Origin of the sequence: Gluconobacter sp. P1D12_c (genome assembly GCF_018812105.1) — a bacterium.
In the GTDB taxonomy this organism is placed as follows: domain Bacteria; phylum Pseudomonadota; class Alphaproteobacteria; order Acetobacterales; family Acetobacteraceae; genus Gluconobacter; species Gluconobacter oxydans_A.
Window position 1 is genome coordinate 123,944 of record NZ_JACSIQ010000009.1, and the last position, 13,342, is coordinate 137,285.

15 protein-coding genes, 1 tRNA gene and 1 pseudogene are annotated in these 13,342 nt (G+C 53.3%); 6 read left to right on the plus strand and 11 right to left on the minus strand.

Translation table 11 applies throughout. The features are described 5' to 3' along the window. Positions 1–120 precede the first annotated feature (120 nt). Positions 121–435: a hypothetical protein gene (locus KP705_RS11515; RefSeq protein WP_046900302.1), complete on the plus strand. Its 315-nt coding sequence runs from the start codon at positions 121–123 to the stop codon at positions 433–435. Here KP705_RS11515 and KP705_RS11520 read toward each other — a convergent pair. Both KP705_RS11520 and accD read right to left on the minus strand, forming a co-directional pair. Beyond that, positions 411–1,733 carry a folylpolyglutamate synthase/dihydrofolate synthase family protein gene (locus KP705_RS11520; protein ID WP_211514661.1) on the minus strand — a complete coding sequence of 441 codons (1,323 nt, stop codon included), beginning with the start codon at positions 1,731–1,733 and terminating at the stop codon, positions 411–413. The two genes, KP705_RS11515 and KP705_RS11520, sit on opposite strands and share 25 nt — an antisense overlap. After that, positions 1,733–2,602, minus strand: coding sequence for an acetyl-CoA carboxylase, carboxyltransferase subunit beta (accD, locus tag KP705_RS11525; protein WP_086633071.1), 870 nt, complete (start codon positions 2,600–2,602; stop codon positions 1,733–1,735). The genes KP705_RS11520 and accD overlap by 1 nt, the downstream gene beginning before the upstream one ends. A 272-nt stretch (positions 2,603–2,874) precedes the next feature. On the opposite strand from accD, the gene KP705_RS11530 reads away from it, so the two are divergent. Beyond that, on the plus strand, positions 2,875–3,438 hold the full coding sequence (locus KP705_RS11530; RefSeq protein ID WP_086633070.1) for an HdeD family acid-resistance protein: 564 nt from the start codon (positions 2,875–2,877) through the stop codon (positions 3,436–3,438). A 72-nt stretch (positions 3,439–3,510) separates the two neighbouring features. Here KP705_RS11530 and trpA read toward each other — a convergent pair whose 3' ends face one another. Continuing rightward, positions 3,511–4,323, minus strand: a complete 813-nt coding sequence (trpA, locus tag KP705_RS11535) for a tryptophan synthase subunit alpha (protein ID WP_215764474.1) — start codon at positions 4,321–4,323, stop codon at positions 3,511–3,513. Then, positions 4,320–5,546 (minus strand): tryptophan synthase subunit beta, encoded by a 1,227-nt coding sequence (gene trpB, locus KP705_RS11540; RefSeq protein WP_046900307.1) that lies wholly within the window; start codon positions 5,544–5,546, stop codon positions 4,320–4,322. The genes trpA and trpB overlap by 4 nt, the downstream gene beginning before the upstream one ends. 178 nt (positions 5,547–5,724) lie before the next feature. Between trpB and KP705_RS11545 the strand changes: the two genes are divergently transcribed. Further along, positions 5,725–6,774: a CorA family divalent cation transporter gene (locus KP705_RS11545; protein ID WP_046900308.1), complete on the plus strand. Its 1,050-nt coding sequence runs from the start codon at positions 5,725–5,727 to the stop codon at positions 6,772–6,774. Here KP705_RS11545 and KP705_RS11550 read toward each other — a convergent pair. The 5 genes from KP705_RS11550 to alr all read right to left on the minus strand — a co-directional run bounded on the left by KP705_RS11550 (position 6,771) and on the right by alr (position 11,120). After that, positions 6,771–7,211 carry a DUF934 domain-containing protein gene (locus KP705_RS11550; RefSeq protein WP_046900309.1) on the minus strand — a complete coding sequence of 147 codons (441 nt, stop codon included), beginning with the start codon at positions 7,209–7,211 and terminating at the stop codon, positions 6,771–6,773. The two genes, KP705_RS11545 and KP705_RS11550, sit on opposite strands and share 4 nt — an antisense overlap. Further along, positions 7,198–8,871: a nitrite/sulfite reductase gene (locus KP705_RS11555; RefSeq protein ID WP_046900310.1), complete on the minus strand. Its 1,674-nt coding sequence runs from the start codon at positions 8,869–8,871 to the stop codon at positions 7,198–7,200. Before KP705_RS11555 ends, KP705_RS11550 begins: the two co-directional genes overlap by 14 nt. Next, the gene (locus tag KP705_RS11560) at positions 8,868–9,185 is read right to left on the minus strand and encodes a DUF2849 domain-containing protein (protein ID WP_046900311.1); all 318 of its coding nucleotides are present in this window, start codon (positions 9,183–9,185) and stop codon (positions 8,868–8,870) included. Before KP705_RS11560 ends, KP705_RS11555 begins: the two co-directional genes overlap by 4 nt. A 237-nt stretch (positions 9,186–9,422) precedes the next feature. After that, a complete protein-coding gene (locus KP705_RS11565; RefSeq protein ID WP_046900312.1) occupies positions 9,423–9,869 on the minus strand; it encodes an Rrf2 family transcriptional regulator in 447 nt (148 codons plus the stop codon). A gap of 126 nt (positions 9,870–9,995) precedes the next feature. Next, the gene (gene alr, locus KP705_RS11570) at positions 9,996–11,120 is read right to left on the minus strand and encodes an alanine racemase (protein ID WP_046900313.1); all 1,125 of its coding nucleotides are present in this window, start codon (positions 11,118–11,120) and stop codon (positions 9,996–9,998) included. Between the two features lie 111 nt (positions 11,121–11,231). On the opposite strand from alr, the gene KP705_RS11575 reads away from it, so the two are divergent. Both KP705_RS11575 and KP705_RS11580 read left to right on the plus strand, forming a co-directional pair. Then, complete coding sequence (locus KP705_RS11575; protein WP_046900314.1) at positions 11,232–11,705, plus strand: Lrp/AsnC family transcriptional regulator; 474 nt, start codon at positions 11,232–11,234, stop codon at positions 11,703–11,705. Between the two features lie 88 nt (positions 11,706–11,793). Beyond that, positions 11,794–12,024: a bacterioferritin-associated ferredoxin gene (locus tag KP705_RS11580; protein ID WP_080951459.1), complete on the plus strand. Its 231-nt coding sequence runs from the start codon at positions 11,794–11,796 to the stop codon at positions 12,022–12,024. A gap of 46 nt (positions 12,025–12,070) precedes the next feature. Here the strand turns inward: KP705_RS11580 and bfr are convergent, their stop codons facing one another. Beyond that, the gene (gene bfr / locus KP705_RS11585) at positions 12,071–12,592 is read right to left on the minus strand and encodes a bacterioferritin (RefSeq protein WP_207204217.1); all 522 of its coding nucleotides are present in this window, start codon (positions 12,590–12,592) and stop codon (positions 12,071–12,073) included. A 417-nt stretch (positions 12,593–13,009) separates the two neighbouring features. Between bfr and KP705_RS20085 the strand changes: the two are divergent. Further along, positions 13,010–13,237: pseudogene (locus KP705_RS20085) on the plus strand (recombinase family protein); the annotation flags it as partial. Here the strand turns inward: KP705_RS20085 and KP705_RS11590 are convergent. Beyond that, positions 13,194–13,270: transfer RNA gene (locus KP705_RS11590), tRNA-Met, on the minus strand. The pseudogene KP705_RS20085 and the gene KP705_RS11590 sit on opposite strands and share 44 nt — an antisense overlap. Positions 13,271–13,342 lie beyond the last annotated feature (72 nt).

Genomic DNA, 13,342 nt, shown 5'->3' on the forward strand with positions numbered 1-13,342 from the left:
GTCACGACAGTCTTTTACCATCAGCATCCTCCAGAAGCAGCGCCTCAATGTGCATCTCCTGCCGAGACAAAACGTTTTCAGTCCTGTCAGCCTCTCAATCGCTACATCAGGACGCAGGACATGATCTCAAAAGAGCAGTTCTATGAAAGCCTCAAGAACACCAGTCCGCCGACCGGCCTGTCTCTTCCTCAAACAGCACTTTGGTGGATTGGAAAGCAGGATTGGGCCAAAGCACACGAACTGGTGCAATCAGCCGAAGGCATACGACCAAACGACCGTATTCACGCCCTTCTTCACCGACAGGAAGGAGATCTGGCCAACGCCCGCTACTGGTATTCCAGAGCGGATGCGAGGATGCCGGACCAAACCATTATGCAGGAATGGGATGACCTGGTCCGACAAAATTTCGCTCAGACGGAAACCCAGCCATCCTGAGCAAGAGCAACGCCCGCAAGATAAAGACTACCGCAAATCAGCACGCGTGCGGGCTCTTGCCCACTTTCGGCCAAACGCTCCAAAGCTTTGACAATCGTCGGCCCAGCGATTGCGATTCCCCCGGACGCAGCAACAAGCTCCTCCACAGGCGTGGCAAGATGCTGGTCAACTTCCGCAACCGCCTGAACACTGGCTGCACGCGCCAAGAGGGGCTTGAGAAATCCACTCACGTCCTTGCTCTGCTTGACCCCGGCAATGATGTGAACAGGTCGATCCTTCCAACCATCAAGCACTTCCCCCAGCACCTCACCTGCACCAGGGTTATGGCCACCGTCCAGATAAAGCTCCCACCCATCTGGCAGCATAGCAGCAAGCGTTCCGTGCAATCGCTGTAACCGGGCAGGCCAGTCAGTTCTGGCAATACCCTCATACGCACTCAACGGGATATTCAACCCAGACACCCGCAAAGCCGCAATCGCAAGAGCTGCATTTGTTGCCTGATGCGGCCCCTTCAAACCCGGCAAGGGCAATTCAAGGCTACCTTGCGGGTCAGAATAATGCAGTTTCAGACCATCCCCCCGAACATGCACATTCTGTCCCAAGCACCACAGAGGCGCCTTCAATGCCTCAGCACGCGACCGAATGGCATTTAACGCTTCTGGAGCCTGGGGAGAGACAACGACAGGCACACCAGGCTTGATAATCCCAGCTTTTTCACCAGCAATGGCCTCCAGCGTTTCTCCCAGAAAGGCCTGATGATCCAGACTAATCGTCGTGATGGCACACGCAGCAGGCTTGGGAACCACATTTGTGGCATCCAGCCGTCCACCGAGACCTACTTCAAGAATGACAAGGTCAGCAGGGATGCGAGAGAAAAGAAGAAAACCTGCGGCCGTCAAAACCTCGAAGACGGTAATGGGCGCACCTGCATTAACGCGCTCAACCTCTTCAAAAGCACCCACCAGTGTATCTTCGTCAACTAGCTTCCCTGCCAGACGAAACCGCTCAGTAATGCTCACAAGATGCGGGCTGGTCATCACATGCACACGGAGACCTGCTGCCTCGGCAATGGCCCGCAGATTGGCGCATGTGCTCCCCTTGCCGTTCGTACCAGCAACATGAATGACTGGCGGCAAGTGCAGTTCGGGATGACCCAGCTTAGCCAGAAGAACTTCCAGCCGCCCAAGAGAAAGATCAATCAGCTTGGGATATAACTGGTGCAACCGGGCAAGAACCTCGCCCGGCCGTCCCTGATATTCACCAGCCAGACGGACCGGCTCCCCCTTCTGGGCCCCCATCAGGCAGCGACGTCCGGAGCCGCCTTTTGGCGAGTCAGCATACCAAGAACACGACCCAGAAGCTCAGGTAGCTCGGAGCGCTTTGCAACAATATCAACCATCCCGTGCTCACGCAGGTACTCGGACCTCTGAAAACCTTCCGGCAGTTTCTCGCGCACGGTGTCCTGAATCACACGAGGACCAGCAAAAGCAATCAGCGCATTCGGCTCAGCAATGTGAATATCACCCAGCATGGCGAAAGACGCTGACACGCCCCCGGTCGTCGGGTTCGTAAAGACCACGATATAGGGCAGACCAGCTTCCTGAAGCATCTGCACGCCAATCGTCGTACGCGGCATCTGCATGAGGCTGACAGCGCCTTCCTGCATACGCGCACCGCCGGAAGCCGTGTAAATCACCAGCGGGGCCTTCTGAAGAACAGCCAAACGACAGGCCGCCACAAAAGCCTCACCCAGACCTGCTCCCATCGTTCCCAAGAGGAACTCAGGCGCCATGACGGCCACCACAGCCTTCTGCCCCTGAATTCGGCCATGAGCGACCACAAGCCCCTCATCAAGATGAGACTTGTTCCGCGCGTCCTTCAGACGATCGGTGTAACGTTTGGAATCCTTGAACCCCAACGGATCCACCGGCATCTTCGGCAGCTCGATGGTCGTATATTCGCCACCATCGAACGTCCAGGCCAGACGCTCCTTTGCCGTCGCACGCATATGATGCCCACAATGCGGGCACACCTTCTGGGAACGCTCCATTTCCTTGACGAGCATCATCTGCCCGCAGGAATCGCAGTTTGTCCAAAGATTATCCGGCACGTCCCGCTGAAGCAGGCCACGCAGCTTGGGTCGGACGTAATCGGTCAGCCAGCTCATGTCGTCTCGTTACTTTCTGCCTGCCTTCGGGACGAAGGCCAGAATGGGAAAAGGCTCTTGTACAGGCCATTCATAATCGCCGCGTTTTAGCGTTGCCAGCACATTTATGCCAGCCTTGCCATACAGAACTGTGCCCAGCCTCGCAAAAATATGGCACCATCTCCCTTAAGGAACACGCACCGCGATCACCTGCAACCACTGAGCGTCCTCGCGGTTTAATCAGGCAAAATCAGTGAACAGACGGGCCATTGTTCCCGTCCGGAGAAACCCCAATGTCCGACAGTTTCAATACCGTGCAGTTCTCCCCTCAGTCAGGCCTGAAGCCCGGATGGTTCATCGGCGTGGGAGCCTTCCTGGTCGTCCTGGGGCTTCTGGCAGCCTTTGATGCTATCGCCACAACGCTTGCCAGTATGGTGCTGCTGGGCGTTCTGCTCATCATCGGTGGAATCGCCCAAATCATGCAGAGCTTCGCGCATCGCGGGCTCCCCCTGCCCAACCAGTGGCTTTCGGGCCTGATCGGCGGACTTTACATTCTTGGCGGCCTTCTCCTCATCGAAGAACCCGCAACCGGATCGGTCTTCATTACGGCTATCCTTGCAGGCTGCCTGATCTTCGCAGGCCTTAGCCGTGCCTTCTGGGCCGCCGGGCACCGCACAACAGGTGGCTGGGGCCTCCTCGCCGTCAGTGGCGTCTTCACGCTCCTGATCGGCATCCTTCTCTACATGACACTGCCGTGGTCAGGCCTGTGGCTAATCGGAACCCTGATTGCCATCGAGCTTCTGATGGCTGGAGCATCTGCCATTCTTTTTGGCATGTCACTGCGCAATCGCACGTGATCAGACTGCAAATAAAAAGAGCGCATCAGAGAAACCCTTGATGCGCTCCAAATTCACCACCCGAAACAGGTTTCAACCCCGAACGGCCGCAGACAACTCAATAAGCTGCTTCAATATGGATGGAACCGTTTTTTCGGTCGCCTCCCCCTCAGACAACGTTCCCTCCATCGTCTTGATCAAAGCAGACGCCACAACAGCCGCATCCCCAATCCTGGATGCCGTCCGCGCCTGTTCAGGCGTCGAAATCCCAAACCCGATCGCAACCGGCAGATCCGTTGCTTCCCGAATTTTCGGAAGAGCTTCCTCAAGCTGAGCCTGGCTGGCACTGCCCGTCCCCGTGATCCCCGTGATGCTCACATAATAGACAAAGCCTGAGGCATCTTTCAGAACATGGAACAAACGCGTCCGGGATGTCGTCGGGGCTACAAGGGAGATGATATCCAGCCCAGCGGCCCGTGCATGAGCATCCAGAAGATCCGCCTCTTCCGTGGGCATATCCACGACAATAATACCATCCACACCCGCCTGAACTGCATCAAAGCAGAATTCCGCTGGCCCGTAGCTATCAATCGGGTTCAGATATCCCATCAGAATAATCGGCGTCTCGGAATCGGTCTCCCGGAAAAACCGAACCATCTCCAGAACGCCACCCAACGTCGCGCCAGCCTTCAGCCCTCGCAGCGCCGCAGCCTGAATCGTCGGACCGTCCGCTGAAGGATCGGAGAACGGCACGCCAATCTCGATCAGATCCGCCCCCGCAGCTGGCATCGCCTTAAGCAGCTCCAGCGAGGTCTCATAATCCGGATCAAACGCCTGAAGATACGGAATCAGTGCACCCCGTCCCTCCGTCTTGAGGGCTTCAAAACGGGCTTTGATACGGCTCACAGGTTCACTCCCAGATGGCTCGCCACAGTGAAGATATCCTTGTCTCCACGGCCAGAGACGTTCAGCACGATGATCTTGTCCTTCGGCATCTCCGGCGCAATCTTTATGACATGCGCCAGTCCATGGGCGCATTCGAGAGCCGGAATAATGCCTTCCGTCCGCGTCAGAAGCTGGAACGCCTCCAGAGCCTCCTGATCCGTCACACCAACATACTCGGCACGCCCAATATCATTCAGCCAGGAATGCTCCGGCCCAATCCCTGGGTAATCCAGCCCCGCACTGATCGAATGCGCCTCTTCGATCTGACCATGCTTGTCTTGGAGCAGATACGTCCGGTTGCCATGAAGCACACCCGAACGCCCACGGGAAATAGATGCCGCCGTCTTGCCAGAATCCAGTCCAAGCCCAGCAGCCTCCACACCAATCAGACGCACATCCGCATCATCAAGGAACGGATGGAAAATCCCCATTGCGTTTGAACCGCCACCAATGGCGGCAACAATCACATCTGGCAGACGCCCCTCAGCCCGGACAATCTGCTCCTTCACTTCCGTACCAATAATGGACTGAAAATCACGAACCATCTCAGGATACGGATGCGGTCCAGCAACCGTGCCCACCAGAAAATATGTATCCGCCACATTCGCAACCCAGTCGCGCATGGCTTCATTCATGGCATCCTTGAGAGTCCCGGCCCCAGCCGTTACCGGCTTTACCTCAGCCCCAAGCAGATGCATGCGGAAGACGTTAGGCTTCTGGCGCTCAACATCCGTTGCGCCCATGTAAATGACGCATTTCAACCCAAAGAGCGCACAAACCGTTGCCGTCGCCACACCATGCTGACCAGCGCCGGTCTCAGCCACAATCCGCGTCTTGCCCATCCGCCGGGCCAGAAGGATCTGCCCCATGACGTTGTTGAGCTTGTGCGAACCTGTGTGGTTCAGCTCCTCACGCTTGAGATAAACCTTCGCACCACCCAACTCTTCCGTCAGGCGCTTCGCAAACCACAACGGGCTCGGACGGCCAACATAGTCCCGATAATAGTAATCCAGCTCCTCACGAAACGCTGGGTCAGCCTGCGTCGCGCGATACGCCTCCTCCAGTTCAAGAACCAGAGGCATCAGCGTTTCCGCAACAAAGCGTCCACCGAAGACGCCAAACCGGCCGCGCTCATCCGGTCCGGAACGCAGGGAGTTAGACAAGGAAGATGAAGGGGTCGTCATACCGGGCTCTGTTCCGCTTAAAGGGCTAACCAGCGATACCAAGGCCAGACGGGAACGTCCATCCACACCATTTTCAAGAAACCACCCTTACCGAATTCTCGGCAGCCCCCTTGCACGAAGCGCGTCCTCAAGACATGAGTCAGAACACCTTCTGCCTCCGACCAAGGATCTTTCTCTGATGCTTCTCGCCCGGCCCGCCGGCACACCGGCCCGCGAGATCGGCCCGGACGTCGATATCAATGCCACGAACTGGATTGACCTCATCAATCCAACACATGATGAAATCACAAAAGCCGAGACACTCCTTGGGGTGCACATTCCCAAACTGGAAGAACTGGAAGAGATCGAAAGCTCATCCCGCCATTATGAACGGGACAACTGCCTCTATCTCTCCACCCCCCTTGTACGCCGTGCGGATGACGTCTCGTTTTCCAAACCCGTCGGTTTCATCCTGACGGAAAAGAGAATCATCACGGTCCGCTATACGGACTATTTCGCCTTTGATCTCGTAGGGGGAAAGCTCGCCGAATACCCTGCAGGCAAGGTCTCGCCCTCTTCAACAGAACTGCTGGTCGAACTGCTCGAAGAGATTATCAACCGTCTGGCTGATATCCTCGAAGGCCTGGGGCGCACTCTCGACACCATTTCCCGCCGCGTCTTCAACGCCGAGCAACCGCGCGATCGCGCGCGCGTGGGCGCCATGCTTCGCGAAACCCTGCGCCGCCTCGGATATGCCGGAGACCTAGCCTCAACAGTCCGGGACAGTCTCCTCGGCATCGACCGTGTTCGTATCTATCTGGAAGATTACATCAGCCAAAGCCTGCAAAAGGCCAAGGATCAGGGCACGTCTCCCCTTCCCGCCAGAGATACTGCTGGGAAATCACCAACGCCGGCTGACACATTCAAATCACGCCTCAAAGTCGCAGGCCGCGACATCGCTTCTCTAAGCGACTTCGATGCCCAGATCGTCAGCAAGGTCCAATTTCTTTTGGACGCGACGTTGGGCTTCATCAGCATTGAGCAGAACGACGGTATGAAAGTCCTCACCGTTGCCAGCTCAATCGGGATCATGCCAACCCTGATCGCAGGCATCTACGGCATGAACTTCAAGGACATGCCGGAGCTTACCTGGAAATATGGCTACCCTTACGGCCTTACCTTGATGGTTCTATCAACCATCCTGCCGCTCTTCTGGTTCTGGCGCCGTGGATGGTTCGGAACCCGTTAGGAGTCTTCTTCAACCCGCAAACCACCCTCAACGGGTCGGAAAGGCAGAACAGAGCGCTGATATGCCACCGGGAAACGATGGAGCTGTTTTTCCCACAGTTCCACATCACTTCCTTCCGGCAAAACGACGTTGTCTACGCCACACCGCTTGAGGAAGGCCGCCTGATCTGGAAGGACATGCCCTTCGGCACGAATTTCTCCCGAAAAGCGGAGGTACTCCCGCAACTCCCGCGCTTGCGTAAACACACGCCCATCACGGAAGATCGGAAAGCGCAAAACAACCAGCTCAAGTCGATTGAGATACGGTTTCAGGGCCGTCGCATCATCAGCAATATCCAGAAGAACAGCGCGTGCGTCTGTGTTCTCTGCCAACTCTGAAAGCGTTACCAATGCCTCATGAAACTTGGCGGGACGCTCGTTCAGCTCAAACAGTTTCATAAGCTGCCTCCTTGAAAGGAACGTCCCCGAGTCGATCCAACGTATCGAGGAACGTCTCGCCCCTCTGCCTTATACCAAGGTAGCAATCCACCAGCCGGGCAATCGCATCAACCGTATCGTCCTCCGGAAGCGCTGGCCCGAGAATGGTTCCAATGGAGGCCCCGTTCTCTGCCCGGCCGCCCAACGTAATCTGGAAGAACTCTTCCCCGCGCTTGTCCACACCCAGCAAGCCAATATGACCCGCATGATGATGGCCACATGCATTGATGCAGCCTGAAATATTGATCCGTAGCGCGCCGATTTCTGCCTGCAAGGTGGCATCCCCAAAACGGGCACCCAGCTTCTGGGCAATCGGGATGGAACGTGCATTTGCCAGAGCGCAGTAATCCAGCCCTGGGCATGCCACGATGTCCCCGATCAGACCAATGTTGGCAGATGCCAAGTCCACTTCTTTCAGGGCCAGCCACAGATCATACAGCCGATCCTGTCGAACATGCCCCAGAACAATGTTCTGAAGATGCGTAATCCGCAGTTCGCCAAAGGAATATTCGTCCGCCAAATCGGCCAGACGGTCCATCTGGGCGGACGTCGCATCTCCCGGAATTCCCCCGGCAGGCTTGAGCGAAACAACCGCTATAATATGACCCGCATCACGGTGCGGATGCGTATTGCTTCGAACCCAGAGATCAAATTCCGGATTAGCCTCACGTCTGACTGAGAGCTCCTGAGAGGCATTATCCGGGGCTGAGAGTTCCGGAACAGCAAAACGCGCGCGGATCGCATCCACCATTTCAGGCGTCAGACGGTAATGCTCCAGATCCATCTGCTGCAACTCAGCTTCGACAGCCTCACGATAAGCTTCAATGCCCAGAGCCTGAACCAGAATCTTGATCCGTGCCTTGTAAATATTGTCGCGGCGTCCATGCGCATTATAGACACGGACAATTGCTTCGAGCGTTGCAAGCAAACGCTCTTCAGGCACAGCGTCAAATATCTCCTGCCCGATAATGGGCGTGCGGCCCAAGCCTCCTCCCACAAAGATCCGGAAAACAGGACGCCCGTCCGCGCCACTGCGAGCCAGAATCCCAATATCATGGAAACGAGCCGCAACCCGGTCATTCGGACTGCCAGAAATAGCAATCTTGAATTTCCGCGGCAAAAACGTGAATTCGGGATGCAGTGTGGACCACTGGCGCAGAATTTCAGCATGAACCCGCGGATCCACGACTTCATCCGCAGCCGCACCCGCAAATTCGTCAGACGTCACATTCCGGATGCAGTTCCCGCTGGTCTGAATGGCATGCATGTCCACCTTCGCCAGATCGCGCAGAATGTCCGGAGTTTCTTCCAGCTTTATCCAGTTAAACTGAATATTCTGACGCGTGGTAAAGTGCCCATAATCACGATCGTACCGACGCGCAATATGCGCAAACATCCGCATCTGCTGACTGTCGATCGTTCCATATGGAATAGCGACCCGCAACATGTAAGCGTGAAGCTGAAGATACAGGCCATTCATCAGTCGCAGCGGCTTGAATTCGTCTTCACTCAAGCTTCCATCGATACGGCGCGTTACCTGCCCGGAAAATTCGTCGATGCGAGCGGCCAGAAAATCGCGGTCAATCTGATCGTATTGGTAATGGCCAACAGGAGCATTCATTGCCCGGCCTCCACTGAAAATTCCGGATGTACAGTCGGACCATGCGCACGGATTCGCTCACGCACCGTCACAGGTTCCGGAGGATCAACGTCGCGTACAGCGACCTCATAAACACCTACGACACCATCCTGCTGAGCACGCGCCTGCGCTCCCTCAAGAATATCGCTCACGGCGTCAGAATCTAGTTTTTCCGCTGCCCCAACCCGAGCCGTCCAATGTCCATCATGATCGCGCCAGACGATTCTTCCATCCAGAAGGCGATTAGCCGTCAAAACAAGCTTCTCACCTGCTCCAACACGAACTGGTCGTTTCATAATGCCCTCCGCAGGAACGAAACTGACATAGGATAAACCATCAACTCGCAGGTTTCCCCTTGCATGACATCAAAAGAAGCTCCGCAGACCTTCTCAACGTAATGCAGCGAATGAAAAAGGACTGATCGTAGCAACGAAAAATTCACCATAACGGATCAAATAATGATCCATTATGGTGAATTCTCCAACCTCAATCAGCAAATTTTAGTGATAATTTTTTATAACTAAAATTTTTAGTTATATAGAGAAGGAGATAGGAGCTCGATTAGGTCGCTGCATTCCCGCTTCTTCAGCCTGACGCAACAACCCTTCCAAGGTCACAGCTTCCATTTTTTTGGCTAGCTCAACATTCATTGAGGCCCAAAAAGGTTCAAGAACCTTCTCTATTAACGGATTGGCTGCTTCCCCATCGGGGGTGTGTTCTTCGGTAACGGCCTGAACAATCTCATGCACCGTAATCGTTCGTGGCGGACGCCCCAACCGATAACCGCCTTTAGGCCCTCGCACACTATCCAGAAGTTTTTCTCTCGAAAGAGCCTGAAGAACAGGCTCGATCCCGCGACGCAGCATATTACCCCGCTTGGCAATATCAGCGCCACTCACCACACCGGAACGCCCCGCGTGAAAAGCAACATCCAACATGATTGAAACAGCTGTCAGGGCACGATCGCGGCGGAGATACATGAATTTTCCGAATTCAACGCAAAAGAAAGGGCACTTGAACAACTTGCGATGCTCATTCGTGTATTTGGGTCTTTCAAACAGCCCTGTCAATCATTGAAACGGGATTACACCCTCAATCGGATGACTCTACTCCACATATTCGCGATAATATCGCCCACCTAGAGAGGTCAAAATTTCATATCCGATAGTTCCCGCAGAGGCGGCCACATCATCAACGCTTCTGCGCGGCCCGATCAAATCAACATACATATCTGCATGCAGCTGAGATTCCGGAACGGCTGACACATCCAAGGCCAGGGAATCCATAGAAACGCGCCCCACAATAGGTAGGGCGATATCTCCCAGCCATGCACAACCTGTCCCGCTATGATGCCTGGAAAAACCGTCTGCATATCCCACAGCCACCGTCGCAATACGGCGCGGTTTCTCAGGACGATAGGTCAAGCCGTACCCAACAGCATCGCCTACCCCCACATCCCGCAATTGAAGAACACGGGCATGAAGAGAAACAACCTGCTGCAAGGGATTAGGACGTTCAGCGTTAGGAGCGATTCCATAGAGAGCCGCGCCAGGCCGAACCAAATCCATATGGTAATCCGTACCTAGGAATATCCCCGAAGAAGCCGAGAGGCTCAAAGGAGCTGCAGGCATTAAAGCCGCCATGTCCCGAAATCTTTGGCGTTGGGTTTGGTTGGCTGCACTGGCTGGATCGTCCGCACAAGCCAGGTGGCTCATCACCAACCCAATACTGATACCGTCCAAAAGAGTTTGATCATCAGAAAGCTTCCTGACATCCGCCCAAGAGAGACCAAAACGGGACATACCACTATCCATCTGGATAACAGCCTCCAGAACGGCACCCTCTCGCGCAGCCTCGCGTTTCCAAAGATCTATTTGTTCAAGACTGTTGAGAACAGGCCGAAGCCCGAAATAGACACACTCAGTTGCAGCTCCCGGCCGCGGCCCGTGCAGAACCGTAATCCGGGTCTCAGGTGAGACGATCTGGCGCAGAGCGATTCCTTCATCAACATGAGCAACAAAGAATTCTTTTGCACCCTCCCGTTCAAGAATAGGTGCCACTTGCTCAGCACCCAGCCCATAGGCGTCCGCTTTCACAACAGCGGCACAAACTGCCGTTCCCACCCTATCCCTCAAAAAGCGATAGTTTTTGGCTATAGCTTTGAGATCAACCGTAAGAGTGGCACCCGCCCGGGAGGCAGGCCAGAGGTGAGGAGCTGATAAGATCGTCATACGTCACCCTATCGCAAATCGAAATGAAATTTCCTGCATAAATTCAGCATATTCTTCAGTCTTAAACGTTATATATGCAGCATATAACCAAGGAAGACGGAAAATTGTGACATGATCTTCGATCGCACCACCGAATCCATTCTTCGCCTTCTGCAACATGACGGCCGTATGAGCAATGCAGACCTCGCGGAACGCGTTGGTCTTTCACCCTCAGCATGCCTGCGACGTGTCAAAATGCTTGAAGAGAAAGGCATCATCCGAGGTTACCATGCCGTCATCGACGATCGGTCTGTACATAACCTGACAACAGTTATCGTACAGATAACCTTGGAGCGCCTGACGGACGAAGCTCTAAGACGCTTTGAAGCGCGCATTAAGGAATGCGCCGACATTCGTGAGTGCTACCTGATGACTGGTGAGGCAGACTATCTTCTGCATGTGGCAGCTCGGGACCTTGCAGACTACGAACGCATCCACAAAGAAGAACTCTCTCGCCTTCCGGGTGTGATCCGCATCCACAGCAACTTCGCCATCAGACCAGTTGTGCAGCGTTGGAGCACTCAAAACATAAGCCAGACAACATAAGAAAATTTTAATCGAACTGCATTTGCGAACTAATCTCATTTGGCGTATAGAAAATCATTGCCTCATGATAGGACGCCACGAGCAGCTCATGATCATCTGTTCATGTAACGCACTTTCCCACAAAGACGTCGAGTCGGCGATCGATGCCGGGGCATCCCGTCCTTCGGAAATTTATACTGCCAAGAAATGTCGTGCTCAGTGCGGAAACTGCGTTCCAGGAATGGTTTGCCTCTTAAAGCAAGCCATTCAAGAGCGAAGAAATATCGGTCTAGCCAATACGAATATTCCACAACCAGCAACGCAAAACGTTTATTGCTAATTTAAAGCAAAAAAATGCCCGGAAATTCCGGGCATTTTCAAAGAAATTAGTCTTGGTCGGGCGCTGCGGCAGAATTTTTTTGGATGTACCGCTCAATTCCAACCTGCTTAATCAGGTCAAACTGACGATCAATAAAGTCTTCATGTTCTTCTTCATTCACAAGAATCTTAAGAAGAAGGTCGCGGGAAACATAATCTCGTACGCTCTCACAATACGCAATACCTTCACGAAGATCCTCAAGAGCTTTCTTCTCAAGCTTCAGATCACATTCGAGAATTTCTTCAACGCTCTGCCCAATCAAAATTTGATTTAGCCGCTGAACATTTGGCAAACCACCCAAGAAAAGAATGCGCTCAATCAGCCAATCGGCATGATGCATTTCTTCAATGGATTCTTCATACTCTTTCTTACCGAGTAGCGTCACGCCCCAGTGGCGCAATGTACGTGCGTGCAAGAAATACTGATTGATGGCCGTTAACTCGTTGGTCAACTGCGTGTTCAGATGCTCGATGACTTTAGGGTCTTTAATCGCCACGGGATGATCCTCTTCGTTATCTTGATTCGCCATCCATACACCAAAAGAAAGTAAATAACAAAAAATAGTTCAATATAACCGTTAATAAAAATAATATACATTCTCATCTAGAACTCTTTATTTATATAAATTAAATAGTTTTTATAATTTATAAGAAATTAATTAATATTTTTATATATTTTGGCGTTTAATTTATAGTATATGCACGTTAATTAAATTTATAAAATAATTTGAAAATATTTTTATTCTTCTTTAAATTTAATCTAATTTTTCCATTTATTTTCTGGAGCACCAAAGTAAATAATAATTCCGATGTTGAAGATTAATCATTTTATAATTCATCTTGATATTAAAATAACTGCACTAAAATCAAATCAATCCTATCTGTAGCCATATTGAAACGGATCCGGCCTTTCATGCGGGCATGGATTTTCCTAATCTTCAGACTAGAAAGCAACCGAAGTATTCTGCTCGCTGATCGAGGCCATTATCCTCACGCCATCCGACAAGGGGCTACAGATCGATGTCCGGGGCGATCTCGCCGGCATCCTGACGGTAGCGTCAGGCGGACAAACAAAAACCCCAGCCCGTTTCGGGGCTGGGGTTCGTGATGCGTTCGCATCGCAAGTTCAGATGGTTGCGGGGGCAGGATTTGAACCTGCGGCCTTCAGGTTATGAGCCTGACGAGCTACCGGGCTGCTCCACCCCGCGGTGGTATATGTGATGTTGGTGTGGGGGTTTTTGTGAGTGGGCTAGGGGACCTGGCGGCGACCGACTTTTCCG